The 23,525-nt window shown below is 63.3% G+C and carries 29 protein-coding genes and 3 tRNA genes; 8 read left to right on the plus strand and 24 right to left on the minus strand.

Translation table 11 applies throughout. The features are described 5' to 3' along the window. Positions 1–13: 13 nt before the first annotated feature. Positions 14–877 carry a radical SAM protein gene (locus V6E02_RS11345; protein WP_347308919.1) on the plus strand — a complete coding sequence of 288 codons (864 nt, stop codon included), beginning with the start codon at positions 14–16 and terminating at the stop codon, positions 875–877. 3 nt (positions 878–880) lie between these two features. Here the strand turns inward: V6E02_RS11345 and V6E02_RS11350 are convergent, their stop codons facing one another. Then, complete coding sequence (locus tag V6E02_RS11350) at positions 881–1,192, minus strand: helix-turn-helix domain-containing protein (RefSeq protein ID WP_347308920.1); 312 nt, start codon at positions 1,190–1,192, stop codon at positions 881–883. A 280-nt stretch (positions 1,193–1,472) separates the two neighbouring features. On the opposite strand from V6E02_RS11350, the gene V6E02_RS11355 reads away from it, so the two are divergent. Together V6E02_RS11355 and V6E02_RS11360 are read left to right on the plus strand one after the other, a co-directional pair. After that, entirely contained in the window at positions 1,473–2,696 is a 1,224-nt protein-coding gene (locus V6E02_RS11355; protein ID WP_347308921.1) for an aspartate kinase, read from the plus strand. A gap of 48 nt (positions 2,697–2,744) precedes the next feature. Beyond that, a tRNA-Ser gene (locus tag V6E02_RS11360) sits at positions 2,745–2,838 on the plus strand. Positions 2,839–3,099: 261 nt separating this feature from the next. On the opposite strand, the gene V6E02_RS11365 is transcribed toward V6E02_RS11360, so the two are convergent. From V6E02_RS11365 to V6E02_RS11405, 9 genes are read right to left on the minus strand one after another with little or no spacing between them, the layout of a single operon-like run. Next, positions 3,100–3,435: a Mor transcription activator family protein gene (locus V6E02_RS11365; protein ID WP_347308922.1), complete on the minus strand. Its 336-nt coding sequence runs from the start codon at positions 3,433–3,435 to the stop codon at positions 3,100–3,102. Next, on the minus strand, positions 3,422–3,820 hold the full coding sequence (locus V6E02_RS11370) for a hypothetical protein (RefSeq protein ID WP_347308923.1): 399 nt from the start codon (positions 3,818–3,820) through the stop codon (positions 3,422–3,424). Before V6E02_RS11370 ends, V6E02_RS11365 begins: the two co-directional genes overlap by 14 nt. Continuing rightward, a complete protein-coding gene (locus V6E02_RS11375) occupies positions 3,813–4,283 on the minus strand; it encodes a RuvC family protein (RefSeq protein ID WP_347308924.1) in 471 nt (156 codons plus the stop codon). Before V6E02_RS11375 ends, V6E02_RS11370 begins: the two co-directional genes overlap by 8 nt. Then, on the minus strand, positions 4,276–4,983 hold the full coding sequence (locus V6E02_RS11380; RefSeq protein WP_347308925.1) for a 3'-5' exonuclease family protein: 708 nt from the start codon (positions 4,981–4,983) through the stop codon (positions 4,276–4,278). Before V6E02_RS11380 ends, V6E02_RS11375 begins: the two co-directional genes overlap by 8 nt. Before the next feature lie 12 nt (positions 4,984–4,995). Beyond that, the gene (locus V6E02_RS11385; protein ID WP_347308926.1) at positions 4,996–5,589 is read right to left on the minus strand and encodes a phage replication initiation protein, NGO0469 family; all 594 of its coding nucleotides are present in this window, start codon (positions 5,587–5,589) and stop codon (positions 4,996–4,998) included. After that, positions 5,586–5,780 (minus strand): hypothetical protein, encoded by a 195-nt coding sequence (locus V6E02_RS11390; protein ID WP_347308927.1) that lies wholly within the window; start codon positions 5,778–5,780, stop codon positions 5,586–5,588. The genes V6E02_RS11385 and V6E02_RS11390 overlap by 4 nt, the downstream gene beginning before the upstream one ends. A gap of 2 nt (positions 5,781–5,782) precedes the next feature. After that, positions 5,783–6,019 carry a hypothetical protein gene (locus V6E02_RS11395; protein ID WP_347308928.1) on the minus strand — a complete coding sequence of 79 codons (237 nt, stop codon included), beginning with the start codon at positions 6,017–6,019 and terminating at the stop codon, positions 5,783–5,785. Next, positions 5,997–6,440, minus strand: coding sequence for a TubC N-terminal docking domain-related protein (locus V6E02_RS11400; RefSeq protein ID WP_347308929.1), 444 nt, complete (start codon positions 6,438–6,440; stop codon positions 5,997–5,999). Before V6E02_RS11400 ends, V6E02_RS11395 begins: the two co-directional genes overlap by 23 nt. Continuing rightward, positions 6,440–8,038, minus strand: coding sequence for an AAA family ATPase (locus V6E02_RS11405; RefSeq protein ID WP_347308930.1), 1,599 nt, complete (start codon positions 8,036–8,038; stop codon positions 6,440–6,442). Before V6E02_RS11405 ends, V6E02_RS11400 begins: the two co-directional genes overlap by 1 nt. 141 nt (positions 8,039–8,179) lie before the next feature. On the opposite strand from V6E02_RS11405, the gene V6E02_RS11410 reads away from it, so the two are divergent. Beyond that, the gene (locus V6E02_RS11410; protein ID WP_347308931.1) at positions 8,180–8,614 is read left to right on the plus strand and encodes a hypothetical protein; all 435 of its coding nucleotides are present in this window, start codon (positions 8,180–8,182) and stop codon (positions 8,612–8,614) included. Positions 8,615–8,625: 11 nt separating this feature from the next. On the opposite strand, the gene V6E02_RS11415 is transcribed toward V6E02_RS11410, so the two are convergent. From V6E02_RS11415 to V6E02_RS11425, 3 genes are all read right to left on the minus strand, one after another. Beyond that, on the minus strand, positions 8,626–8,880 hold the full coding sequence (locus tag V6E02_RS11415; RefSeq protein WP_347308932.1) for a helix-turn-helix transcriptional regulator: 255 nt from the start codon (positions 8,878–8,880) through the stop codon (positions 8,626–8,628). A 125-nt stretch (positions 8,881–9,005) separates the two neighbouring features. Continuing rightward, positions 9,006–9,599, minus strand: coding sequence for a hypothetical protein (locus tag V6E02_RS11420; RefSeq protein ID WP_347308933.1), 594 nt, complete (start codon positions 9,597–9,599; stop codon positions 9,006–9,008). A 109-nt stretch (positions 9,600–9,708) separates the two neighbouring features. Next, entirely contained in the window at positions 9,709–10,968 is a 1,260-nt protein-coding gene (locus tag V6E02_RS11425) for a tyrosine-type recombinase/integrase (protein ID WP_347308934.1), read from the minus strand. A gap of 348 nt (positions 10,969–11,316) precedes the next feature. Here V6E02_RS11425 and V6E02_RS11430 point away from each other — a divergent pair. Then, positions 11,317–11,393: transfer RNA gene (locus V6E02_RS11430), tRNA-Arg, on the plus strand. A 330-nt stretch (positions 11,394–11,723) separates the two neighbouring features. On the opposite strand, the gene V6E02_RS11435 is transcribed toward V6E02_RS11430, so the two are convergent. Beyond that, positions 11,724–11,810, minus strand: a tRNA-Ser gene (locus V6E02_RS11435). 355 nt (positions 11,811–12,165) lie between these two features. On the opposite strand from V6E02_RS11435, the gene V6E02_RS11440 reads away from it, so the two are divergent. Then, positions 12,166–12,858, plus strand: coding sequence for a Bax inhibitor-1/YccA family protein (locus V6E02_RS11440; RefSeq protein ID WP_347308935.1), 693 nt, complete (start codon positions 12,166–12,168; stop codon positions 12,856–12,858). Positions 12,859–12,911: 53 nt separating this feature from the next. Here the strand turns inward: V6E02_RS11440 and rlmD are convergent, their stop codons facing one another. The 3 genes from rlmD to V6E02_RS11455 are packed head-to-tail and all read right to left on the minus strand — an operon-like array spanning position 12,912 to position 15,368. Beyond that, a complete protein-coding gene (rlmD, locus tag V6E02_RS11445; protein ID WP_347308936.1) occupies positions 12,912–14,204 on the minus strand; it encodes a 23S rRNA (uracil(1939)-C(5))-methyltransferase RlmD in 1,293 nt (430 codons plus the stop codon). Further along, on the minus strand, positions 14,201–14,593 hold the full coding sequence (locus V6E02_RS11450) for a VanZ family protein (RefSeq protein WP_347308937.1): 393 nt from the start codon (positions 14,591–14,593) through the stop codon (positions 14,201–14,203). The genes rlmD and V6E02_RS11450 overlap by 4 nt, the downstream gene beginning before the upstream one ends. 1 nt (position 14,594) lies before the next feature. Next, complete coding sequence (locus V6E02_RS11455) at positions 14,595–15,368, minus strand: 3'-5' exonuclease (RefSeq protein WP_347308938.1); 774 nt, start codon at positions 15,366–15,368, stop codon at positions 14,595–14,597. A gap of 127 nt (positions 15,369–15,495) precedes the next feature. On the opposite strand from V6E02_RS11455, the gene V6E02_RS11460 reads away from it, so the two are divergent. Further along, entirely contained in the window at positions 15,496–15,774 is a 279-nt protein-coding gene (locus tag V6E02_RS11460) for a hypothetical protein (protein WP_347308939.1), read from the plus strand. Here the strand turns inward: V6E02_RS11460 and V6E02_RS11465 are convergent. From V6E02_RS11465 to V6E02_RS11490, 6 genes are all read right to left on the minus strand, one after another. After that, on the minus strand, positions 15,764–16,186 hold the full coding sequence (locus tag V6E02_RS11465; RefSeq protein WP_347308940.1) for a YdbL family probable chaperone protein: 423 nt from the start codon (positions 16,184–16,186) through the stop codon (positions 15,764–15,766). The two genes, V6E02_RS11460 and V6E02_RS11465, sit on opposite strands and share 11 nt — an antisense overlap. Next, positions 16,183–16,362, minus strand: a complete 180-nt coding sequence (locus V6E02_RS11470) for a hypothetical protein (protein ID WP_347308941.1) — start codon at positions 16,360–16,362, stop codon at positions 16,183–16,185. Before V6E02_RS11470 ends, V6E02_RS11465 begins: the two co-directional genes overlap by 4 nt. A gap of 10 nt (positions 16,363–16,372) precedes the next feature. Beyond that, positions 16,373–18,376 carry a hypothetical protein gene (locus tag V6E02_RS11475; RefSeq protein ID WP_347308942.1) on the minus strand — a complete coding sequence of 668 codons (2,004 nt, stop codon included), beginning with the start codon at positions 18,374–18,376 and terminating at the stop codon, positions 16,373–16,375. A 111-nt stretch (positions 18,377–18,487) separates the two neighbouring features. Continuing rightward, positions 18,488–19,378 (minus strand): cysteine synthase CysM, encoded by an 891-nt coding sequence (cysM, locus tag V6E02_RS11480; protein WP_347308979.1) that lies wholly within the window; start codon positions 19,376–19,378, stop codon positions 18,488–18,490. After that, positions 19,375–20,364 (minus strand): GGDEF domain-containing protein, encoded by a 990-nt coding sequence (locus tag V6E02_RS11485; protein ID WP_347308943.1) that lies wholly within the window; start codon positions 20,362–20,364, stop codon positions 19,375–19,377. Before V6E02_RS11485 ends, cysM begins: the two co-directional genes overlap by 4 nt. After that, positions 20,361–21,854, minus strand: coding sequence for a mannose-1-phosphate guanylyltransferase/mannose-6-phosphate isomerase (locus tag V6E02_RS11490; RefSeq protein ID WP_347308944.1), 1,494 nt, complete (start codon positions 21,852–21,854; stop codon positions 20,361–20,363). Before V6E02_RS11490 ends, V6E02_RS11485 begins: the two co-directional genes overlap by 4 nt. A 190-nt stretch (positions 21,855–22,044) precedes the next feature. Here V6E02_RS11490 and V6E02_RS11495 point away from each other — a divergent pair, with 190 nt between their 5' ends. After that, positions 22,045–22,239, plus strand: coding sequence for a hypothetical protein (locus V6E02_RS11495; RefSeq protein ID WP_347308945.1), 195 nt, complete (start codon positions 22,045–22,047; stop codon positions 22,237–22,239). 6 nt (positions 22,240–22,245) lie between these two features. Here the strand turns inward: V6E02_RS11495 and icd are convergent, their stop codons facing one another. Continuing rightward, the gene (gene icd / locus V6E02_RS11500) at positions 22,246–23,487 is read right to left on the minus strand and encodes an NADP-dependent isocitrate dehydrogenase (RefSeq protein WP_347308946.1); all 1,242 of its coding nucleotides are present in this window, start codon (positions 23,485–23,487) and stop codon (positions 22,246–22,248) included. Between the last annotated feature and the right edge of the window lie 38 nt (positions 23,488–23,525).

Raw genomic sequence — 23,525 nt, forward strand, 5'->3', positions numbered from 1 at the left:
TGGATAATCTGGAATGATGCAAATTTCCACCCCCCTTTCCGTCACCGATCACCGCCGCGACATTGCCGGCATGACCTATGTCTATCCGGTGGTATCGCGCCGGGCAGGCGGCGTGTCCGTAGGCATCAACCTCAACACCAACAATGCCTGCAACTGGCGTTGCATCTATTGCCAGGTGCCCAACCTCATCCACGGCGCCGCGCCGCCCACAGACCTGGCCCTGCTGACGGCGGAGCTGCGCACCATGCTGCAGGAAATCCTGCATGGGCGTTTTCTCGAAGAGCGGGTGCCGGAAGGCGCGCGCCGCTTGAACGACATCGCCCTGTCTGGTAATGGGGAACCCACCAGCGCCAAGGCGTTCCCAGAGGTAATCGAATCTGTGGGGCAGGTGCTGGTGGAGTTTGAGCTGGTAGGCGCGGTCCGTCTGGTGCTCATCACCAATGGTAGCCTCGTGCACCAAACCCATGTCCAGGCGGGACTCGCCCGCATGGCGCAACTGCATGGCGAGGTTTGGTTCAAGCTGGATGCCGGCACCCGCGAGAGCATGCGCCGCATCAACGGCACGCAACAGACACCGGACCGGACCCTGAAAAATCTCGTCACGGCGGCAGGCTTGTGTCCCACCTGGGTCCAAACCTGCGTGTTCGCGTTGGACGGCGAACCGCCGGCCGCCGACGAGCGCCAGGCCTATCTGGACCTGCTCGCCCGCGCCCTCAAGCAGGGCGTGCGCCTTGAGGGCGTGCTGCTTTACGGCCTGGCCCGGCCTTCGCTGCAACCGGAAGCGGCGCGCTTGTCTTGCCTGTCTGCTGCCTGGCTGGAAGACTGGGCCGCCCAAATCCAGCAGCGACTGGGCCTGGCGGTGAAGGTCACCCCCTGAGGGTCAGGACGCGCCGCCGTCCTTGTCCTTTTTGCCGGCCTTCGCGGCCTTGCGCAGGCTTTTGTAGAGGTCGGGGTGGGATTCCTTGAGATAGTCGAGAATCTCCACGTCTTCCTTCTTGATGCGGCTGATGTCGATCTGCTCCACGTGCACCAGCCGCAATAGTTCCCGCACCGGCTTGGGCATCTTGCGCCCGCTCTCGTAGCGTGAGCCGCCGCTTTGGGTCACCCCGATCTTGGTCCAGAACTCCTGCTGATTGAGCCCCAGCTTGCGCCGGATCTCCCGGGGATTGAGCACCTTGTCCAACATTTTCATCTCGTGCGCCTTTATGGTCGAAGTCGGTTGATTATGTTTTTTAGCAATCTAGCAAGAGAAATGCCAAGTTTCGCTCCAAAACCGGCATTCTAGCAAGACGCTGCAGCCGCGCCAACGCGTGCAGCCGCAATGCCGGGTGTTCCACGATGGCGGCCCCGCCGCCGGCATCTTTAGGGATTCGTCATCCCTTCGACGCCGACAGTCATTCGTTCGACATAATGGCCGCCAATTTGTTTCCCGTACCTTTTCCGGTAAACTTTTGACTTTTTTGGAACTGCCCATGGCACTCATCGTACAAAAATACGGCGGCACCTCGGTCGGCAGCGTCGAGCGCATCAAGAACGTGGCCCAGCGCATCGCCCGCTTCCGGGCCCAGGGCCATCAGGTGGTGGCGGTGGTCTCCGCCATGAGCGGCGAAACGAACCGCCTCATCGCCCTGGCCAAAGAAATCCAGCCCCAGCCGGATCCCCGCGAGCTCGACGTGCTGGTCTCCACGGGTGAGCAGGTCACCATTGCCCTCTTGTCCATGGCCCTCATGGAAATGGGCCTCAAAGCCAGAAGCTACACCGGCGCGCAGGTGCGCATCCTCACTGACAACGCCTTCACCAAGGCACGTATCCTCAGCATCGACGAAGACAAGATTCGGGCCGATCTAGACAGTGGCTACGTGGTGGTGGTCGCGGGCTTCCAGGGGGTGGATGAGCACGGCAACATAACCACCCTCGGGCGCGGTGGCTCCGATACCACCGGTGTAGCCCTGGCGGCGGCGCTCAAGGCCGATGAATGCCAGATCTACACGGACGTGGACGGGGTCTATACCACCGACCCGCGCATCGTGCCGGAGGCGCGCAAGCTCACCACCATCACCTTCGAGGAAATGCTGGAGCTTGCCAGCCTGGGTTCCAAGGTGCTGCAGATCCGCTCGGTGGAGTTTGCCGGCAAGTACAAAGTCAAATTGCGCGTGCTTTCCAGCTTCGAAGAAGAAGGCGAAGGCACGCTCATCACCTTCGAGGAAGACACCATGGAAAAACCCATCATCTCCGGTATTGCCTTCAATCGTGACGAAGCCAAGCTGACCGTGCTGGGCGTACCGGACCGCCCGGGCATCGCCGCCCACATCCTGGGGCCCATTGCCGATGCCAACATCGACGTGGACATGATCGTGCAGAATGTGGGCCACGACGGCACCACCGACTTTTCTTTCACCGTGCACCGCAACGAGTTCACGAAGGCGTTGGATGTGCTGCAGACGGTAAAGGCGGAAATCGGCGCCCGGGAAATCATCGGCGATAATCGGATTGCCAAGGTTTCTCTGGTGGGTGTGGGCATGCGCAACCACGCGGGCATCGCCGGCAAGATGTTCAAGACACTGGCCGACGAAAACATCAACATCCAGATGATCTCCACCTCGGAAATCAAGATTTCCGTGGTGGTGGAAGACAAGTACATGGAGCTCGCGGTGCGGGCGCTGCACCAAGCCTTCGAGCTCGACAAGGCAAACTGATGGTTTGACCGCCACAGGATACCTCGGGTATCCTAGCCCCTTTTTTTTGGAGACGTGGCCGAGAGGTCGAAGGCGCTCCCCTGCTAAGGGAGTATACGGGCCAAAACCTGTATCGAGGGTTCGAATCCCTCCGTCTCCGCCAATTGCAGACAGTAACTCATTGATAAAACGTCGGTTTTTCTCAAAGCTCGTTTCTTTGTGTTACCGCTAGTGTTACCCGATGCACGCGGTAGGGTAGCACGTTGACGCTCGGCCACGGGCGGCGCATTTCCTCGCCGCGCCATCATCGGGAACAAAAACCGCCGCGCAGAAAGGCCCACAAGCGGTTTTTTTCGGGGCGGGATAGGCCAAGGTATGACCAGGCTTGAAAAATCGCTCCTAGGGCCTCCTAGGGCCGGATGGGTCAATCCGGACGGTTGAGGATTTCATACACCCAGCGCTCCGTAAGCCGGTAGCGCCGGGCGATAGATTGGACAGATTCGCCGCCATCATAGGCAGCGCGGATGGCGGCGTTTCTGGCCGCGCGGTCGCGTTTCTCGTCCTTGGGGATGTAGATCATCGTTCCTCCGGCGTAGGCGCACAGGGCTTCTTGGGCCGGTGCGGGCAGGTCGCACAGCGGGCCGGAAAATGGCAGGCGCTTGGCGATGCGCAACACCATGCCGCCATAAGTCTGCATGAGGGTTTCCAGCGCATCGCGTCCAATCAGCCGTTCCAGATAGCGCGTGTCATTCAGCGCCATATGCCTTGTTCTCCTTGCCATAAAGCGTTTCACGGATGGCAGCAAGCGTTTCTGCCGGAATGGTCTTGATGGGCTTGTCGCCGGTGCAGTCGGGGATTCGCTCGAACAGTTCTAGCAGCGCCAGCGCTTCCCTTGGGGCCACTTCGCCGCCAGCCACCTTGCCTAGCAGGTCGGCCTTCCACTCGGCGGGCGTTTCGCCGTTGAGAACCACGGCGTCACGCACCGGCGTCAAGGCAGGCAAGGCGCGGTCTAGAAGCAGCTTTGCGGCTTGCACGTCACCGGCAATGGCCAGTTGGTAAAGCTTCTGCAACACCGGCGGCAAAACGCGGCGTATGGCGTTGCGCAGGCGCAGGCCTTCGCGGTCTTTGGCAGGCAGTCTAGGCATGTCTCGCTCCCCATAGGCCAATGAGCACCGCATCGGCGCGGTCATGCCGCGTGAGAAACTCGCGGGCTTCAGGGCATAACCGGCAGGCGGCGGCAAGGCTTGCGTTCTTCGGCGCGTTGGCCGGGATGCCAGCCCATCGCCGCCATGTGATGGGGGCCACGCGAAATAGCGGCAGGCCGGAAGCCGTGATGATGGCTTCCAGCGCGCCGACATTACGGCCAAAGCTGAAGGCGGCCACCTTGCCGTCGGTAGGTCGGGCGGCCACGGCTTCAATGACGGCGCGGCGCACCCGATGCCGTCTTGCCAGCGCCGACAATGCCACGGCATCGATTAGCCTACGGTGCGGGCCTTCGTCGAGTATGGGGATGTCGGCTACGTCGATTACCTCGCCATCCGGCGTCAGCCACGCCAGCGCACCGTTCAGGCCGGGGTCGATGCCGAGAAGGGTTCCATCATCACGCATCGATAACCTCGCAGTCTGCGCCGATGCGCATGATCAGCCACGCGCGGCGCGTTGTTTCCACGTCTCCCTTGTTGTATTCGGCGATGGCGGCATAGCTCCCGGCCTTCCACAGGTCGAACACGTCGCGGCCATCGCCGGTTTCCTTCGGATCGGCTAGACCAAGGCAGCGCGCCAGTTTTGACAGGCTCACGCGGCCACCGTAACCGGCGAACATCAGCATGGTGTCGCCGTAATCCTTGCCTTGCCGGTCTTCCGGCTTGGGCAGCCAGTGCGGGGGGATGATCCGATTAGCCCAGCACCGGGCGCGCAGGAATGGCAGATCGAAGGCGGCGTTGTGGCAAACCACGAAGGGGCGGCGGGATTCGTGCCAATGCGGAAAGTCGCGCATGGCGTCGTCAATGCTACGCAGGGCGCGGCGCAGGAAGGCGCTTTCCGTCTCATCCAATCCGCGCACAAAGGAATCGGCCTCGCCATCCTCGCCGATGGCAAACCCAATGGCGCATAGCTCGCCGATGGCCGGGTCAAGGGCTTGCTTGCGCCATTGCTCTTCGATGGCGGCCTCGCCGTGCTCAGCCCACCAAGCTTCGATGCTCTCGGCCTTCTTGAGCGTGCCGGGGGCCTTGGTCTCGGCGCGGGCTTGCGCTTTGGCGGCTTCGCTCTGGCCGGGGATAGTTTCAACGTCGATGGTTAGCAGGTTCATGGCATGGTCTCCTCAAAACGCGATGTCGTCGGCAAGATCGGCGAAAGAACCGGCGGCAGGCGGCGCTTGCCGCTCCTTCCATTCCGGCGATGCTTCGATGGCTTCTTGCTGGCGCTTGGTCAGCCGGTCGAAAGCGGGCCACGTCGCCGGATCGGACAGGTCGAAGATGAGCGGGTATTTGACTTCCGGCGGCGGGGTCATGCCGCGCGGCAAGGGGGATGCGCCACGAATCTCGGCGTAGGTGTTACCGCCACGCTCGGCGTGCACGATGTTGAGCAACACCGGTGCGTTAATCAGCTTGCGGATATCGAAGCCCTTGAGTTCCTCGAGCGTGAAGGGGCGGCCGCGCCAGCTTTCCAAGAATTGGCGCAGGGCGGCCTTTTCATGCAGGCTTGCCGTGAAGCGGCGGCTCACCGTGAAGGGTTCGCCGTCGGATCGGCACTCATCCAGTTGCCACGCGATGGCGATTTTGTGCTGCTGCTTGGCCTCGCCTTGGTATTCCACGGTCTGCGTGCCAAGGTCGATCACATGGCAGCAGCGGGCAGGCAGGCTTCCAGCAGGGGGCAGTTCATAGGCTTGCGATTCAGCAGACAGGTTCAGGCTCATTGCTTGTCTCCTTCAAGTTCACCAAGTTCATCAAGCTGGGTAGCGCACAGGATGATCACCTGCACCATGCGCAGCACCAGCCGGGCGCGGTCTTCCAGCAGTAGCGGGGCTTCAGTCAGCACCGACAGGGCGGCCTTCTCAAGCTCGCGCTTGGCATCGGCGATGGCTTGCTCAATGGGGGATCGGGTCATGGTCAGTCTCCTACGGGTTGGGTGTCTTCGGGGTCGCAGTCTTCGGCGTCGGCCACTTCCTCGCGCGTCAGGGGCGGATCGCAGGTCAGCAAGGCTCCGTCGGGCAGCCGCCATGTGCTACGCGGCGTGTCGTCGTCGTCTGCGCCGGTTGCCGAGTAATGGGTAATCAGCGCGGACAGGTAGTCGTGCAGGTCGTGAATTTCTGTTGCAATCGCGTTAAAGGCTTCGTTTGTGGACATAAAAGGCTCCTTGTAGAACGGGTTTGCGGTCAGGGGTCAAACACCACGCGGGCAGGCCGTAGGGCGGCCTATCCACGGGGTCGGGGGAATCCGGCAGCGCCGGATCATTCAGGGCCAGCCGCAGGGCAGCCCACGGCAGGCCAAGATTGCGGGCCAGCAGGCCGGTGGATGCGCGGGCGGCGGCTTCGGCTTCCTCGCGGGGAATGCCGCCGTCGAATTCGAGGATGGCGGCGCGTTCCTCGAAGTGTTCCTTGAGTGTCTCCGCCCACAGGCAGGCAAGCAGGCCGGGCTTGTGCTCTCGGATCGCCTCGCGTTGCGCAGGCGTAAGCTTTGGCGCCGGGCTAACAATCAGCCGGTCACCGTCCGGATGAAGGGCGAACCCGGCGGCGCGCAGGTCGGCGAGCAAGGCGGCGGCGCTCATCAGAAAGACTCCCGGTCGGGATCGGCGGGGGCGGGTTTGTTACACAAGATGCCAACCTGCCCACAAGATGCCAACTTGGCAGGTTGGCACCTTGTGGCATCTTTGGCATCTTGTGGGAGATACCATCGCCAAACAGCACCCTTGCCACCGAATGCTCCGCCTTCTTTGCGCTTTTCCACACCCAGCGCATCGGCGGCTCTATGAATAGTTCGCCATGCGAACCCGGCTCCGTCGGCGTCGGCCTTCACTTCCTTCGCCGCCATCGGGCCATCGGTGAGCAGGTCGGTGAGGAACCGCTTGGCTTCCTCAAGCTCGCCGCCTTCGCCGTCGGCCGGATCGTTCCACTTCTCGGCTTGGGCGATGATGGCGCGGGCCTCGCCTTCCACGGCGTGCAACCATTCCACGCGCGAAGCCGGAATGCCGGGCGCGGCTTCCGTCAGGGCGATGTCGTAACCGAATCCTCCGAAGTCGGGGCCGATGTTCGATTTCACCCGGGCGAGCAGGCGCGGCGGCAGATCGTTTTCCTCGGCATTGCGGTTGGTCGTTGCGAACAGCACCAGCCGGGCCAGCGCAGCAAAGGCAAGGCTTCCGGTCACCCGCTCCCACGGCTCGCGGCCAGACGTGCCCTTGCTCGTGTGTGTGATGCCCAGCACGGCGCAATCCAGCTTTTCGGCCAGTTCCACCACGGGGGCCAATCCACGCCTTACCTCGGCGTTCTTGTGACTATCGCCAGTGACAGCCGAGACGATGGGGTCGAGGATCAGCAGCGCAGGGCGAATGCGCGTCAGCGCGCGGGCAAGGCGCGGCATATCGGTTGCCGGATCGAAGGGGCGCGGGCCTTCGGCATCATTCGTCGATTCCACGAAGTGACACCGGCGCAGATCGGCACCGGCAGCGGCCAGCCGGGGCTTGAGCGTGCGCTTGGGATCGTCTTCACCCGACCAGATCACCACGTCGGCGGCGTCAGCGCGCGCGCCGTCGGGCCAGCGGCCACCACTCGATACCGTCGCGGCAAACGCCATCGCCAGCGTGCTTTTGCCGCATCCCGGCGCACCGGCCAGTAGCGCCAGCATCCCGCGCGGCAGCCATCCATCCCACAACCAGCGCACCGGCTCCATAGGAAGATCAAAGGCGCGGGTGATGGCGATGTCGTCTTCAATGCTCTCGAATACCTCGCGCACCGCCTCCAGCCCTTGCTTGACGTGCAAGTCGTTGAAGTCGGCACCCTTGTCCATCTCGGCGGGCGGGGCCACCAGCGGGCAGCTAAGGGCGCGGGCGGCCTCGATCGCTTGCGGATGCGGCTTGCCACCTTCGGCAAGGTCGGCGGCAATGACAAGCTCGATGCCGGGCCGGGCAGCCTTGATCGATTCACCGGCGCGCTTCAGATTGCCCACGCTCAGCGCAGCGGCCACCGGCTCGCCCAACGCTTGGGCAATGGATAGGGCAGTTGCCACGCCTTCGGCCAGCACCACGCGGCCAGACGCTGGCAGCGGGCCGGTTGCCCAGAAACCAGCAGCCTTCACGCCACCGGCAAGGGCAGACTTGCGGCCATGCTCATCGATCATTTCCAGCGTCGCCGGAAAGGGCAGGCCGGGCACCTTCACCGGCGCAAGCAGGATGCGGCCTTGTAGCGCCTCGCCCTTGGCTTGCGGCGTGTAACCCAATCGGCGGGTGATTTGCGTCGCATCCAATTCGCGCAAAGACGGCACGGGCGCAACGCCTTTGCGCACAAGGTAGGGATGATCGGCAGCCGCGGGCTTGGCGTCCTTCTTCCAGATCATGGCGGCCAGCGCAGCGGCTTCTTTGGCGCGTTGTGCTCGCTCATCGTCGGCCTTGCGGATGGCATCCTCGATGCGGCGGCGTTGCTCGGCTTCTTCCTCCGGCGTCAGGCGGCGGCCAAGGTTGGCGTGCCACGTCTCAGAAACGCCGGATCGCCAGCAGCCGAATGCACCGGCGGGGATGTTGTCGGCGTGCAGCACATACCATCCAGCATCATCGCCACGCTCGCCGTTGGTCGAGAACCGTTGCAATTTGCCATCGGCAATGATTGCTTCCGGCGGCTCGATTCCGGCCTCTTGCATGGCGGCGCGGAATTGGTCGATAATGTTGGCGTTGGTGATGTTTTGTGCCGCTTCCCGTTGCCCGACGGGGGCGGCATTTCTGTTTGGGGCTAGCATGGGCCGCCTCAAACAGACGCAGGCAGCTTGCCAGACAGGATTTTGGCCGCCAGCCCTTTAACGGCCTTGGCCTCGATCGCCAGCTCTCGGCCTTTGATCCACTCTTCAATATCCGATTCGCGCCATGCAATCGCACCGCGCGGTCCCGGCGATAGCTTCACCGGCGAGGGGAAGGTTCCAAGCTTGGCGTGCTTGAAGATGAAGCTGCGGCGCACACCGCAGCGGGCCATGACTTCGGGAAGGCGAAGAAGTTTTTCAGGCATCGCGTCATTCCTTTCATGGTTACGGAATGGCGCGATGATGTTGGATCAAAAAATGCCAATCAATTATGCGCTACCGCTAGCGCATAAGCCTGTAGCGCTAGCGCATAAGCCTGTAGCGCTAGCGTCTACACCCTCCCGTTCTTCTTCCATTCTTCGATTTTGGACGGGAGCAGCCACCGGCGAGCCGTAGCGGGGCTGATTTTGAGTAATCTGACTCCCTCTCTTGCGCATTGGTTTTTCGTTTTATATCGGCCGGAGAACCACATCTCCATCAGTCGATCGCGTGCCGAGTTCGTCTTCGCATGCCGCTTCTTCCCACCGGCCTTGCCTAGGTTCTTTACCACCGCTTCCACGTCGTCCAGCGCCTTGTCCATCATGCCGATATAAGAGTTCATGATGCGCTCGTAGATGGTCTGAATCGCCGCGTGATTGCGCGGGGTTGCTTGCAGGCGCGGATCGGCAAGCATTGCCTCGAAGTGCTCTTGAATGGCTTCGCTTGCGTCGTTTTCTTTTTTCAGGACGGTGGATATTTCCGTCTGCTGAAATATCTCGAGTGCTTTTCCGATGCCAGAAACAGCCTCGCGCACTTCTTCGCGTTCGTCTTCCGGCAGTGATTGCAGCCACTGTTCGCGCTCCTCCGGCGTCATGCGCATCATGCGCTTCAAATCGCCAGCCGTAACACGTTTGCGCTTGCTGTTGCTAGGGTCTTGTTTGCTCATGTCGTCCTCCCATGAACGGCGTCCTTGAAGGGGATGCCCGACCAGGCGGTGGACGGGTCGCTTTTCGGCAACGGGGATCAGCCGTCGCCTAGGCCGGGCAAAAACGAGGTCAGCTTGTCATCTTGGCGTGCTCGCGCACCGGCAACGGCACCACTACGCCAGCGGGTCGGGTTACAAACCGTGCCCAGTCGTCCATCAGGGCGCGGCGCTTGGCAAGCAGGGCACCGCGCGCATAGGCGGCCTCGGCCTTGTCCTTGAGTTGATGCGCCAAGGCGTGCTCGATCACCTCGCGGGCGTGATGCGTCGTCTCGCCAGCCCAGTCGCGGAAGGTCGAACGTAGGCCATGCGCCGTGATGATGCGGTCGCTTGCCGGATCAAGGAAGCCTTGCCCACCGGCGGCCAGATCGTCGGCGTGCATGCGCCGGATTGTGGCCGTCATGGCCATATCGGACAGCATCCCACCACGCGGCGCGAAGAACACATAGGGGCTTGCCTCCATGCGCGGCAGGCTTCGCAACAATGCCAGCGCCGGTTCAGACAAGGGCACCACGTGTTCCTTCCCGGTCTTCGTGCGCTCGCTGGGGATCGTCCATAGCTTGGTCTCGAAGTCGATTTCGCGCCACGTCGCACCTCGGGCTTCACCGGATCGGCAGGCGGTTAGCAGGATGAATTCCAGACAACGGGCGGCCATGCCGGGGCGTTCCGTTAGCTTCCGGTAGAACTCGGCCACGCGCACATAGGGCAGCGCGGGTTGATGCTGAATACGCTTGACCTTGGAAGGCTCGGGCAATAGCGCCTTCAGGCGGCCACGCCAGCGCGCCGGGTTGTAGTCGTCGCGCCAGCCATGCGCGGCGCAGTAGTCAAGGATGGCCTCGATGCGTTGACGAACCCGGCTTGCAGTCTCGGCCTTCGTCGTCCAGATCGGGCGCAACACCGACAAGACATGCTCCACCGTCACCGCTTGGGGAGTCAGCTTGCCTATCTTGGGCAGCACGTAATCGCGCAGGGTGTTTTCCCATTGCTGGGCATGCTTGGCGTTTCGCCAGCCGGGGCGCTTGGCCTCGATGAGCATGGCGGCGGCTTCGGCGAAGGTCGGGATGCGTTCGCCCTTGCCGCTCAGCCGCGCATAGACGGCGGCGGGGTCTTCGCCGTTGAGCAGGGCATGCCGCAGCTTGGCGGCAAGCTCGCGCGCTTCCTTCAGTGACCGATCCTTGACGGAACCTAGGCCGATTTGTCGAACCTTGCCGTCGCGCTTCCATCGGAATACCCAAGAACGGCTTCCGCCCACCACCTTCAGATACAGGTTACCGCCGTCGGCGTGTAGCCCATCGGCGGCGGTCTCAACACCTCGCGCAGTCAGCTTTGCCATGCTTCCCCCCAAGTCTGTGTTACCCGTAGTGTTACCCGATAACGCGGCTTGGGGTAAATTCTAGCGAATTTCGGCGGACAATCAAGCCTTCTAAGTCCTTGTTTCCTCGAAACCTTAGTGGGAGTTGGTGAACACCTGCGAATCAGTAGGAAGCGGACTCCGTCTCCGCCAGACAAGAATGGGGCCTTCGTGGTCCCATTGCTGTCTGGCGCAGAAGCAGGCTCTTTGCGCCCCGCTCGGATCAGGCGGGGCGGGCGTAAGGGGTCCGCCGCTGGTCCCCGGGCTTATAGGCCGCTCACCGCGGCGCCGTTGTTTGCAAAGCCGTTTTACTTTATAATCGCCGCTTCCGCGCCCGTAGCTCAGTTGGATAGAGTACCTGGCTACGAACCAGGGGGTCAGGAGTTCGAATCTCTTCGGGCGCGCCAGATCGTAACGGGCTGCCATGTGGCGGCCCTTTTCTTTCCCCTGTCGCGTTTTGCCTGGCTTACGCTACATCAGGACCCAGCGCCGCGAGGTCGATGCCAACGAGTAACGCCCTGGGAAACGACCCCTGGCAAGCCGCCGAAAAACTGGGCGGGAAAGCGAACGGGGCCGAGCGTTCCGCCCTTCGGCGAGCATCGTCCTGCCGCTGCAGATAATCCGTCTTCGACGGGAAAGGTTCCTGTCCACGAGGAGGAGCCCAGCCAGCCGGCTGCGGGTCGCGACAAGACCTGATCAGGCGGCTTTCCGGCCCTTGGCGCCGATGGTCTGACGGGCGGAGGCGGTGAGATTCGAACTCACGAGGGGTAAAAACCCCTGGCGGTTTTCAAGACCGCTGCCTTAAACCACTCGGCCACGCCTCCGACTACCTGCATCCACCTGGCAGTTTCAGCTCCGACAAGACCTGCTGCACGGGTTGGCGACCCAAGTCAGCCGAACACCGCTGCGGCCTTGTTGCCGCACGGCCCTTCGCAGGCGACCGTACGGCCACGCCGGCCCTGCCCGACACACCGGCTTTACGCTGCCGATGCACCTGCTCGCGCGATGACGCGAGGCGCATGATACCGTGGAAATCCCTGCGCGGCACGGGGGCCGTTTTGCGCAAAAAAGTAGCCGCCGACCACTTGGGTTGAAACTTTGACATCCCTTGGCTAGTCTATGCCCTCGTTAGCGGCGTTCGTCCATCTCAAACCATCGAGATCAACCCAAGGAGATTCCATGCAAGCCGATTATCCCTCCAACCTGAGCAGCCTATCCGTCGCGGTGCCCAGCGCGCAGAAGGTACTGCGCAACACCTATATGCTGCTGGCCATGACGCTGCTGTTCAGCGCGCTGACTGCGGCAGCGGCCGTGGCCCTACACGTGTCCTATGGCGTCGGCCTGGTGAGCAGCCTGATTGCCCTCGCCCTGCTGTGGTTTGCCGTGCCCCGCACCGCCAATTCCGCCGCGGGCATCGGGGTGGTGTTCGCGATCACCGGTCTGCTGGGTTTCGGTCTCGGCCCCGTGCTCAACCACTACCTGGCACTCGCTAACGGCGCCCAGATCGTGATGCTGGCGCTGGGGCTTACCGGTATCGCGTTTCTCGGGCTGTCTGCCTATGCGCTCACCACGCGCAAGGACTTCAGCTTCATGCGTAGCTTCCTGGTCGCTGGCGTGCTGGTGGCTTTCATCGCTTCCATCGTGTCGCTGGTCGCAGCCTTGCTTGGCCACCCTCTGCCGGCGCTGGCGCTGACCGTCTCGGCCATGTTTGCCGTGCTCATGTGCGGGATGATCCTCTATCAGACCGGCGAGATCGTGAACGGCGGCGAGACCAACTACGTGCTGGCCACCATCGGCCTGTACGTTTCCCTCTACAACCTGTTCACCAGCCTACTGCAGTTGCTGGGCGCTTTCATGGGCGAGCGCGACTGATTCGCGCGCTCCAGGCGCAAACGACGGGGCGGGTGAACCGCCCCGTTGCTTTTTTAGCGCTCGAACAGCGCGATCGATTCCACGTGCCCGGTGTGCGGGAACATGTTGACCACACCGGCCGCAAGCAGGTGGTAACCCTTCTCGTGGCTGAGCACGGCGGCATCCCGCGCCAAGGTGGCTGGACTGCAGGAGACATAAACGATGCGCGCGGGCGCATCGCTTCCCAGCGCCTTGACCACCTGGATGGCGCCGTCTCGCGGTGGATCGATGAGCATCTTGTCGAAGTGGCCCCACTCCGCGAGGGTTTCCGGCGTGACCTCGAACAGATTGGCCGCGAGGAAATGAGTCGAGGCAGCAAGCCCATTGTGTGCGGCGTTGGCACGCGCCCGCGCCACCAGCGCGGAACTTCCTTCCACGCCCACCACGGTGGCACCGCGCCGGGCCATGGGCAGGCTGAAATTGCCCAGTCCACAGAACAGATCGGCGATACGCTCGCCCGGCTGAGGGTCTAGCAAGGCCATGGCACGCCGCACCAACACCCGGTTGATCGCGGGGTTGACCTGGGTGAATTCTGTGGGCGAGAAAGGCATGTCTAGCCCAAACTCGGGCAGCGTGTAGCTCAGGTGAGGGGCCTCGAGCGGATAGAATGGGAACACGCTATCCGGCCCCTTGGGCTGCAGCCACCACTGTATGCCGTGGGCGTCGGCAAACTCACGCAGGCGCACTTCGTCATCTGCGCTCAAGGGCTCCAGAATCCTCAGCACCAGCGCGTCTACACGCTCGCCCAGGGCGATTTCCACCTGGGGTGCACGCTCACGCACCGACAGCCCACCGATCAGCGCACGCAGAGGATCGATCAGCCGGGCGATGCGCGGAGGCAGGATTTCGCAGCCATGCATGTCGGCGATGAAACTGCTCCTGCGCTCGTGGAAGCCCACCAGCACCCCGCCTTTCTTGGCCACTAGACGCGCGGACATGCGCGCGCGGTGGCGATAGCCCCAAGACGGACCATGGATCGCCGGCAGCATCGACTCTGGTCGTACCTTGCCGATGCGTGCCAGGTTGTCTTCCAGGATGCGCTGCTTGGCGGCTACCTGCGCATAAGGCTCCATGTGCTGCAACAGACAGCCGCCACACACCCCGAAATAGGGACAGCGTGGTGTCACGCGCATGAAGCTCGCCTCCAGCACGCGCGTGACCTCGCCCAGCTCATAGGTGGACTTGCGGCGCAGCGTGCGATACTCGACGCACTCACCGGGCAGCGCGCCTTCCACGAACACCACCTTACCCGCCACGTGGGCCACGCCGCGTCCCTCGTGATCCAGGGATTCGATGCGCGCACTCATATCGACACTCTTAAGCGGCTCAAGCGCGACTCCAGCAGGGCCAGCAGCCGTCCGGCCCGGGTCCCGGCCAATTTTGCCCCGAGCAGGAGGCCGACTGCATCCGCCACGACGTCGGCTGCTTCCGCCGAACGGGTGGGCGTAAAGGACTGCGCGATCTCGATCGCCACGCCCAGTGACAGCAAGGCCGCCATCGGCAGCGCGCGGCGGGGCGTGATCTGGAGGAACCAGAACGCGAGCCAGGCGAAGGTCGCCGCATGTTCCAGCTTGTCCCCATGTGGGAACACCAAGGGGTGTGGCGGCGTGGGCATCAGGGACAGATAGACGACCGCGGCCACCATCAGCCCACCCAGGCGCATCCACAGGGATGGCCAGCTTAGCGGCGCATCCATGTTAACCCCACGCCGCCAGGTATTCCTGCCAATGGGCGTCCGGCAGCCCGGCAAGATGCTCGCGCACGCGGGCCACTTCCGCGTCATAAGCCTCGCGCGTGAGGGCGCCGCGTAGCAGCTGAAAGCGCAAATAAACCAGGAAGGTATTGACTGCGTCGGTTTCGCAATAGGCGCGAATGGCCTGAATCTCGCCACGCCGCCAGGCGGGCCAGACCTGGGCGCCGTCCATGCCCAGCTTGCCGGGCAAGCCCATGAGCCGTGCCAGCTCGTCCAGTGGGGCATTGGCGCGTGGCTGATAAAGGGCGAGCAAGTCCATGAGATCGAGATGGCGGGTGTGGTAGCGGCTGATGTAGTTGTTGTATTTGAACTCACGGTCTTCCTCGCCCATGTCCCAGTAACGCGGCGCCGACAAGCCGTGGATCAATGCGCGGTAGTGCAGCACGGGCAGATCGAACCCGCCGCCATTCCATGACACGAGCTGCGGCGTGTAGTGCTCTATGCCATTGAAAAAGCGCTGGATGAGCTCCGCCTCCGGAGACTCCGGCGTACCCAGGGACCAGACGCGCAACCCCTCGGCATCGCGCAGCACGCAGGAGATGGCGATCACCCGATGCAAGTGATGGGGTAAAAACTCGCTTCCCGTCGCCTGGCGCCGCCGCTGGAAAGCGATCTCGGCCACTTCTTCTGGCGTCGCCGCGGGGTTGAGCTCCCACAGCACACGTAGCCCATCGGTATCCGGGATGGTCTCGATGTCGAAGACCAGAACGGGGATCATGCCTACACTCCTCACGACCACGCGCCTAATGGAAAGGCCCAGGTGGTGTCTTGAGCAAGGGGGACAATGCCGAATCAATCGCACACGGAGACGGGCCCCGCGCCCGAGCCGTCACCGGGGGATCCTCATGGAAAGCGCGCTGGCGTTGCGTTTCACTGCGTGGTCAGCCATTTGGTGGAACTTCAGCCGCGCAAGGCAGAGGCCGCCCGCTACTCTGGAGGAATTGCTGTTCTTAAGCCGCCCGTGGCCGCAAGGCCATGGATTCGACGAGGCGACCGGCGCCGAGCTTGCCTTCCTCATCGATTTGCTGCACAGCCTACGGCGACCCGCGGCATCCCCACTGGACGCCAACGTCTGGGCCATTGCCTGGGATGCGCACCCCAAGGTGCCCGACACTACTTCCTGACCCATTCGCCGTTTGCGTTCTGCACGTACCAGCCGGAAGGCGCCTTGGCAATCCAGCGGCTTGCGAAGGTGGCGCGGATATCGGCTTCCCACTCCGGGTGACCATTGGCACGGGCGATCTCACGATAGAGCGCGACCCGATCGCGGTTCTCCTCGGCCACCAGGGCCTGGACCGCCGCGCGCTGGGCAAGCGGCACCAAGGAAGCATCCCGCAAAGCAATCAGACCATCGCGGGTGAGACCGAGGGCGCCGTTGTCGTAAAAAGGCTTGAGCTGGGCGTGGCGTGCCTGCTGCGCGGTCTTGATGGCCGCGATGGTGGGTGTGTCGATGTCCAGATTGGCGCCCTGTGCGTAGGCGCATAGAGAAAGCAGCATCAGGCAAAGGCCGAGCAGGGAGGCGGGCGCTCGTTTCATTTGTTCTGCCCCTCTGTGCCCGGCGCACGTTCCGGCTTGAGCTGCCATACCTCTTCGATGATTTTATCCGCCGCTTTTTCCGCAGCGGCGGCAGGAAAGTAGATGTTGATGGTGACGCAGCCGGCGAGCAGGGCGCCCGTCAGCACGATGCCGCTCGCCCTCGCAAACAGGCGCATGATCGCTTCCTCATTTGACCACCGGGGCAGCGCCTTGCCGGATGCGCGCAAGCCGCTTAACCAGTTCGTTCCAATCGACCTGGCGATTGTAGCCGATGACGCTGAGGGCGGGAATCCCACCACCTTCCACGATGAGGAAGCCTCCATCACGCGCGGCTAGGCCGGAAAGCGTGAGCACGTTGCGCTCGAGCCGGCCGGCCAAACCGATGCGCCGGTAACGGAAATCTTCGAACAAACGCAGGAAACTTTTTTGCAGCGCCGCGCTCGCACTGCCGCCGCCAAGGGCGGCAATGTCATCCACCGCACGCTGGGAGATGCGTCGCGGGTAGTCACCGGGGCTGCTCGCCACCGAAGCGCTGAAGCGCAAGGGGCGGCCGTTCTCTACTAGCAAGTCACGGACCACCACATCGACGCGGCCTTCGATGCGGCCGAAGGAAAAGGTGCGCGTGAGTAGATCGAGATCGAGCCCACGCATGTCCACCTCGGCTTCACTCCGAGTCACCGGCCCGGGCAGGCCTTCCACCCGCAAATCTTTGACCACCGCCGTGCCATCGAAGATACGAAAAAGAAGCGCGCCGTCTACGCTCAGCAAACCGCTGCGCCAGCTCACACGCGGGATCACCGCCGATAGGCTGCCATGCATACGCGGCCAGCCCAGCGCCGTGGAAAGGCTTTCCATGGAAACGGGACGAAGGCTCGCCTCGCCGGCGGCTTCCCAACCCGCCGTACCGCCTCGCAGCGACAAGTTGGCAAGCTGCAGGCTGCCATCCAGCACCGGCAGGTCCAGGCGGTCCACCGCCGCGCCTTCGGGATCAAGACGCACATCCGTCGCGAACGACTTGAGCGGTAAGGCGCGCAGACGGCCGCCGCGCACTGCGAACCTCCCCTGCGACGGGCCATGGGCGCGCCAGGGAAGATGGGCGTCAATGCCCTCGAGCGCCAGCATGCCACGGTCATCGAAGATGGCGCCGTTCTCGACATCGAGATCAACGCGCACCACGCGTCCATCATCGATTTCCATCCCGCCACGCCCCCGTCCGGCGAGGCTGAGCGCGCCGCCAACGCTCCCAGCCAAAAGCGGCCTCACGAGCAGATCATAAGCGGGCCCAATGGCCAAGCCATCGCTTGTAAGCCGCAGCTTTTGGATTCGCCGCGTCCCCATATCCCAGCGTCCACTGGCGAGGAAATCGCCGATGCCTTCCAGCGTCAGATGCGCGTCGCTAAGATCCAGCCAGCGGCCATCGTAGGCTCCACGAAAGAGCAGGCGTCGCCGCTGTTGCCCTAGATAGAACGGCGACCAGAACAGCTCGCCCCGTTCCCAGACGAGCTCGCCCGCGCCGCGCCAGGCACTCTCGCGCCGCCCATTCAGGCTAAACCCCATCTCGATCCCCTCGCCCGCGTGCAATCCCGCCGCGTCCCCGAAGGCCACCTCCCGCATCCTGCCGCTCGCCGCAAGATCGAGCCGTCCCCTCTCGTCGCGGCTGAGCCGGATGTGCGCATCCAAGCGCCCCGCGGTGAGACGAGGCCATGCCGCGGGAAGCAGGAACGCAAGGCTTGTGAGGTCGCCGTTGCTGACTTCGATCTCGGCAAGACGGGTCGCGCCACGCGTGAAATGCTTCACGCGCCAGCGTTCGCCTGACCGTCCGGCGAGTACCAGTTCCAGGGCACCCTCACGTAAGTGGTAGCGGAATTGCACGGTCAGCCAAGGCAGCGCATCGAGGTACCCATCGTCACAGGTGATGACATCCGTGCCGATGTGTGTGGCCGCGCACCGAAGAGAAAGGTTCTCCCAGCGGCGGCTACTCGCGCGCACCTCGCGGATGTGCAACTGGAGGGGCTGGCGACCGCTTAGCGACACACGCGCAGTGAGCCCTTTAAGCAGCACACCAGGGGCATCCAGCCGGTCCAGGCGCAGCTCGAGAGTCTGGGCGCGAAGTGGGATGGCGCAAAGAATAGTGAACAGAACGAGCGGCACCCGCACCAGTGACGGCACGCGGCATTTGGCGTGAAGCAACGCGAAGCGTTTCCTAGCGCGCCCTCTCCCCACGGGAGAGGGCGGGAATGAGGGAAGCGCCCACGGACAGACGCGGTTTCATGGAGTCAAGGTGGCCCATCGCCCTGATCGTCAGGCAGGAAACACGCCGGTGGAAAGATAACGGTCACCCCGGTCACAGACGATGGAAACGATCACCGCGTTCTCCACCTCGGCCGATACCCGCAGCGCCACGGCCAGCGCACCACCGGAGGAAATACCGGCGAAGATGCCCTCCTCGCGTGCCAGACGGCGGGTCATTTCCTCGGCTTCCTGCTGGCTCACGTAAAGCAACCGGTCCACCCGGCTGGGATCATAGATGCGGGGCAGGTATTCCTCTGGCCATTTGCGAATGCCCGGAATTTGCGAGCCTTCCTCGGGCTGCACACCGATAATCTGGATGGCTGGGTTGCGTTCCTTGAGGTAGCGGGAGCAGCCCATGATGGTACCGGTGGTACCCATGCTGGAGACGAAATGGGTGATGGTGCCTTGGGTGTCGCGCCAGATTTCCGGGCCCGTGCCTTCGTAGTGGGCAAGGGGATTGTCCGGGTTACCAAACTGGTTGAGAATACGTCCCCTGCCTTCGGCCTGCATGCGGTTGGCCACGTCGATGGCCTCCTCCATGCTACCTTCGCGCGAGGTGAGCACGATCTCGGCGCCGAAGGCGCGCATGATCTGGCGTCGTTCCACACTCATGTGTTCCGGCATCACCAGGATCATGCGATAGCCGCGGATGGCCGCCGCCATGGCCAGCGCAATGCCGGTATTGCCGCTGGTGGCCTCGATCAAGGTGTCGCCGGGCTTGATCTCGCCGCGGGCCTCAGCACGCATGATCATGGACAGGGCGGGCCGGTCCTTCACCGATCCGGCGGGATTATTGCCCTCGAGTTTCACCAGGATGGTGTTGCTGGTCTTGCCGGGCAGACGCTTGAGCTTGACCAGCGGCGTGTTGCCGACGAAATGTTCGATGGTGTGGTACATCAGGCCTCCGAACCTTGCTTGAGCGCACCGCCCCCCTGGTAGAGATGATCGCATTCCGCTACTACGCCGGCCATGGTGACACAGTTCTTTCCGTGGCTTTTGGAATGCTTGAGCGCGCGCCAGGCTCGCGCATAGAACTCGGCGCGCGATTCGCCGCCGATGTAGGTGGCCGCGCCGAAGCTTGCCGTCACCGGTTCCAGCACGGGCAGGATGAGCTGGCTCTCCAGCTCCATGCGGATACGCTCGGCGACGATGATGGCGCCCATTTCATTGGTTTCCGGCAAAAGCAGCGCGAATTCCTGGCCCCCGTAGCGCACCACCAGATCCACGCCACGCACCGCCTGTTTGAGTAAGGTGGCGACGTGACCCAGAATCTCATCGCCCACCTCGCGGCTGTAATTCTCGTTGATCCCGGTGAAGTCATCGATGTCCATGAGCAAGAGCGCCAAGGGACGGCGCGAACGCTCCCAACGCCGGATTTCGTCCTCCATGCGCTGGTCGAGCACCGCACGGTTGGCCAGCCCCGTCACCGTATCCAGGCGCTTGAGCTGGGCAATCTCTTCCAGCGCCTGTTGCAGGGCATGGCTGCGCCTGGTGAGCACACGCCGCACCTCGTCCAGCTCCTTCTTGGTGTGGGCGAGTTCTGCGTTCATCTCTTCAAAAGCACTGATGTCCATTTCCGCCACCAGGAACAGCATTCTGCTTCCACGGTAGACCCGTCCAGCGAAGGCGCGCTGCGGTCCCTCGGGCGTGCCGAGCCGGATCAACCCCTGGTAGACCAGCCCATCCACCTGGATGGGCGCGGCGGTGAGCAAGCCAAAGCTGGGTTCGATGAAGCCAGTGGTGGGCGTGCCCTCGGACAGGCCCGCCAGGGTGGCAAGAAAACCTTCATTGGCCTCGATGAGCTGCCCGTCCTCGGAGAAGAGGGCGAGCGCCACCGCACGTAGGTCGTTGAGCCACGGCGGCAGCAAGGCGAAGGGCGGGCTCACCGCGAGCTCCCGCCGTCGCAATTGCGGCCATAGACGTCATCGAAACGCACGATATCGTCCTCGCCGAGATAGGGGCCGCTCTGGATCTCGATGATCTGCAGGGGCACCCGCCCCGGATTTTCCAGCCGGTGACGGTGGGTCTTGGGGATGTAGGTGGACTGATTTTCCTCCAGATAGATTTCCTTCTCCCCGTTGGTGATGCGCGCAGTGCCCGCCACCACCACCCAATGCTCGGACCGGTGGTAGTGCATCTGCATGGACAGCTTGGCGCCGGGGTTCACCACGATGCGCTTGATCTTGTAGAAGGGACCTTCCTCCAGAACCGTATAACTCCCCCAGGGGCGAGTCACGGTAAGATGGGTTTCCGCCAAGTGGGCATGGCGTTCCTTGACCGCCGCCACCAATTGTTTGAGATCCTGCACACGCTCGCGTGGGCAGACTAGGGTCGCGTCTCGCGTCTGCACCACGGCCAGGCCCTCGATCCCCAGGGTCGCCACCAGCCCGTGCTCGCTCCAGAGGAGATTGTCGCGGCTATCCAGAGCCAGCACGTCGCCCTGGACCATGTTGTTCTGCTCGTCCTTATCCCGCTGCTGGTAGATGGCTTCCCAGGATCCCAGATCACTCCAGCCCATGTCCACCGGCACCACCGCCACGTCCGGCGTGAGTTCCAGCAGACCATAGTCGATGGAGACATCGGGCATGGCGCCGTAGAGCTCCGCTGGCGCACTCATGCCCCCTTCCACCGCCAGCTGCTGAGCGGTCTCGTACACCAGGGGCTGATGCCGTTGCAGCAGCTCCAGGAAACGATCCGCCCGGAATACGAACATGCCGCCATTCCAGAAATAATCACCCTGCTCGAGATACTGGCGAGCAGTTTCCAGATCGGGCTTCTCGACGAAGCGGGTGGCCTTCTGCACCTTGGCGATGGGGCCGTTTTCCCCGGCAGCCAAAGGGGGACCGGCCTGGATGTAGCCATAGCCCGTAGCCGGCGCGCTGGGTTTCATGCCAAACAGGGTAAGGTAGCCGCGCTCGGCCGCGGCCTCCGCGGCTTCCCAGGCCTGGAGAAAGGCTTGGCCGTCGGCGACCGCATGGTCGGAAGAAAACACGCCCACCAGGGCGTCCGGCGTCTGCTGTGCGATGCGCGCGCACGCCCAAGCGATGGCCGGCAGCGTGTTGCGCCCCATGGGCTCGGCCAGCACGGCGCAGGCCAGGCCCGGATGCACGGCGTGCAACTGGCCAGCCACCTCGAAGCGGTACTCGTTCGAAGTCACGGTGAGCACGTGGGCCGGGTCCACCATGGGCAAGAGGCGGCGCAGGGTCTGCTGCAGCAGGCTCTCGCCACCGTTGAGACAAAGCAGCTGTTTCGGTTTGTTGGCGCGCGACAGGGGCCACAGGCGTGTGCCGGAGCCGCCGGCGAGCACGACGGCATAACGCTTGGCCGCGGTCAGACGCTCCGCGGCAGGGTGCAGCTTGACATTGCTGGCTGGCATAGCGTCCTCCTCCGCTCCCGGTGCCATGGCCGGGAAGGAAACGATACCACAGCCCCTGGCCAACCGGCTTTTTCTGTCCTATTCAAAATAGTACGACGTCTTTGCTTTCCCTTCGCGGAAAGCCAAGGGCTTGCTCAACGCACGGGTCTCCCGTCGGCCTAGGGATGCCCGCATCGAAAGAGTGCGACAAATGGAAACGAGCGGCCCCGGCGGCAGCCGGGGTCCATCTGGGAAGCATCAGAGCGCCACTCTGCTGGCGGCGCTGGAGGCCCTGCGCGCGGAATTGGGTGAGGTAGCCGATGAGCTGATCACGCTGCTGCGGGCAGCGGGTGTGACCCCCGAGCCGGCGTCCAAAGGGGGGCCAGACGGCAGCAAGTCCAGCTGAACCGGCCTACATGTGGTCGATGATGCTCTGTCCGAAGGCCGAGCAGGACACCTGGGTGGCACCCGGCATCAGACGCGCGAAGTCATAGGTGACGCGCCCTGCGCCGATCGCCCCTTCCATACCCTTGATGATGAGATCGGCCGCCTCGGTCCACCCCATGTGACGCAACATCATCTCCGCGGAGAGTACCAGCGAGCCAGGGTTGACGTAGTCCTTGCCCGCGTATTTGGGCGCGGTGCCGTGGGTGGCCTCGAACATGGCCACGGAATCCGAGAGATTGGCGCCGGGGGCGATGCCGATGCCCCCCACCTCCGCCGCTAGGGCATCGGAGATGTAATCGCCGTTGAGGTTGAGGGTGGCGATCACGTCGTATTCCTCCGGTCGCAGCAAGATTTGCTGCAGGAAGGCATCGGCGATGACGTCCTTGATGACGATGCCGTTGGGCAGTTCCATCCACGGCCCTTCACCGATGGGCTTGGCACCGAACTCGCGCGCGGCCAGCTCGTAGCCCCATTTCTTGAAACCGCCCTCGGTGAATTTCATGATGTTGCCCTTGTGCACCAAGGTCACAGACTTGCGACCATTGTCAATCGCGTAGCGGATGGCCTTGCGGATCAGGCGCTCGCTGCCCTCCCGGGAAACGGGTTTAATGCCGATGGCGCTGGTCTCCGGGAAGCGGATCTTGCCGCCCACCCCCATCTCGTTCGTGAGGAAAGCAATCACCTTTCTCACCGCATCGCTGCCCATCTCCCATTCGATGCCGGCGTAGATGTCCTCGGTGTTTTCGCGGAAGATCACCATGTCCACCTTTTCCGGCTCCTTCACCGGGCTCGGCACGCCACGGAAATAGCGCACCGGTCGCAGGCAGACGTAGAGGTCGAGAAGCTGACGCAGCGCCACGTTGAGGGAACGGATGCCACCCGAGGTGGGGGTGGTGAGCGGACCCTTGATGGAAACCACGTATTCGCGGGCGGCCGCTACGGTCTCCTCGGGCAGCCAGGTGTCGCCGCCATAGAGGTGGTTGGCCTTCTCGCCAGCATAGATCTCCATCCACTGGATGGCGCGCCGGCCCCCGTAAGCCTTGCTCACGGCAGCGTCCACCACCTTTTTCATCACCGGCGTGATGTCCACGCCCGTGCCATCGCCCTCGATGAAGGGAATGATGGGCCGGTCCGGGACATTCAGGCTGAAATCGGGATTGACCGTAATTCTCTCGCCCTGCGCGGGCACTTGGATACGAGGGGTCATAAATTCATCCGGATGAAAATTGGATCTGGCCGCCAGGG

This window comes from Thiobacter sp. AK1, assembly GCF_039822265.1.
Taxonomy (GTDB): domain Bacteria; phylum Pseudomonadota; class Gammaproteobacteria; order Burkholderiales; family Thiobacteraceae; genus Thiobacter; species Thiobacter aerophilum.

What these genes read in the sequence shown, in the direction of transcription:
- V6E02_RS11345 (WP_347308919.1), top strand. Translation starts at nt 14, where the DNA reads ATGATGCAAATTTCCACCCCCCTTTCCGTCACCGATCACCGCCGCGAC.
- V6E02_RS11350 (WP_347308920.1), bottom strand. Translation starts at nt 1,192, where the DNA reads ATGAAAATGTTGGACAAGGTGCTCAATCCCCGGGAGATCCGGCGCAAG.
- V6E02_RS11355 (WP_347308921.1), top strand. Translation starts at nt 1,473, where the DNA reads ATGGCACTCATCGTACAAAAATACGGCGGCACCTCGGTCGGCAGCGTC.
- V6E02_RS11365 (WP_347308922.1), bottom strand. Translation starts at nt 3,435, where the DNA reads ATGGCGCTGAATGACACGCGCTATCTGGAACGGCTGATTGGACGCGAT.
- V6E02_RS11370 (WP_347308923.1), bottom strand. Translation starts at nt 3,820, where the DNA reads ATGCCTAGACTGCCTGCCAAAGACCGCGAAGGCCTGCGCCTGCGCAAC.
- V6E02_RS11375 (WP_347308924.1), bottom strand. Translation starts at nt 4,283, where the DNA reads ATGCGTGATGATGGAACCCTTCTCGGCATCGACCCCGGCCTGAACGGT.
- V6E02_RS11380 (WP_347308925.1), bottom strand. Translation starts at nt 4,983, where the DNA reads ATGAACCTGCTAACCATCGACGTTGAAACTATCCCCGGCCAGAGCGAA.
- V6E02_RS11385 (WP_347308926.1), bottom strand. Translation starts at nt 5,589, where the DNA reads ATGAGCCTGAACCTGTCTGCTGAATCGCAAGCCTATGAACTGCCCCCT.
- V6E02_RS11390 (WP_347308927.1), bottom strand. Translation starts at nt 5,780, where the DNA reads ATGACCCGATCCCCCATTGAGCAAGCCATCGCCGATGCCAAGCGCGAG.
- V6E02_RS11395 (WP_347308928.1), bottom strand. Translation starts at nt 6,019, where the DNA reads ATGTCCACAAACGAAGCCTTTAACGCGATTGCAACAGAAATTCACGAC.
- V6E02_RS11400 (WP_347308929.1), bottom strand. Translation starts at nt 6,440, where the DNA reads ATGAGCGCCGCCGCCTTGCTCGCCGACCTGCGCGCCGCCGGGTTCGCC.
- V6E02_RS11410 (WP_347308931.1), top strand. Translation starts at nt 8,180, where the DNA reads ATGATCGGCAGCCGCGGGCTTGGCGTCCTTCTTCCAGATCATGGCGGC.
- V6E02_RS11415 (WP_347308932.1), bottom strand. Translation starts at nt 8,880, where the DNA reads ATGCCTGAAAAACTTCTTCGCCTTCCCGAAGTCATGGCCCGCTGCGGT.
- V6E02_RS11420 (WP_347308933.1), bottom strand. Translation starts at nt 9,599, where the DNA reads ATGAGCAAACAAGACCCTAGCAACAGCAAGCGCAAACGTGTTACGGCT.
- V6E02_RS11425 (WP_347308934.1), bottom strand. Translation starts at nt 10,968, where the DNA reads ATGGCAAAGCTGACTGCGCGAGGTGTTGAGACCGCCGCCGATGGGCTA.
- V6E02_RS11440 (WP_347308935.1), top strand. Translation starts at nt 12,166, where the DNA reads ATGCAAGCCGATTATCCCTCCAACCTGAGCAGCCTATCCGTCGCGGTG.
- rlmD (WP_347308936.1), bottom strand. Translation starts at nt 14,204, where the DNA reads ATGAGTGCGCGCATCGAATCCCTGGATCACGAGGGACGCGGCGTGGCC.
- V6E02_RS11450 (WP_347308937.1), bottom strand. Translation starts at nt 14,593, where the DNA reads ATGGATGCGCCGCTAAGCTGGCCATCCCTGTGGATGCGCCTGGGTGGG.
- V6E02_RS11455 (WP_347308938.1), bottom strand. Translation starts at nt 15,368, where the DNA reads ATGATCCCCGTTCTGGTCTTCGACATCGAGACCATCCCGGATACCGAT.
- V6E02_RS11460 (WP_347308939.1), top strand. Translation starts at nt 15,496, where the DNA reads ATGGAAAGCGCGCTGGCGTTGCGTTTCACTGCGTGGTCAGCCATTTGG.
- V6E02_RS11465 (WP_347308940.1), bottom strand. Translation starts at nt 16,186, where the DNA reads ATGAAACGAGCGCCCGCCTCCCTGCTCGGCCTTTGCCTGATGCTGCTT.
- V6E02_RS11470 (WP_347308941.1), bottom strand. Translation starts at nt 16,362, where the DNA reads ATGCGCCTGTTTGCGAGGGCGAGCGGCATCGTGCTGACGGGCGCCCTG.
- V6E02_RS11490 (WP_347308944.1), bottom strand. Translation starts at nt 21,854, where the DNA reads ATGCCAGCCAGCAATGTCAAGCTGCACCCTGCCGCGGAGCGTCTGACC.
- V6E02_RS11495 (WP_347308945.1), top strand. Translation starts at nt 22,045, where the DNA reads ATGGAAACGAGCGGCCCCGGCGGCAGCCGGGGTCCATCTGGGAAGCAT.
- icd (WP_347308946.1), bottom strand. Translation starts at nt 23,487, where the DNA reads ATGACCCCTCGTATCCAAGTGCCCGCGCAGGGCGAGAGAATTACGGTC.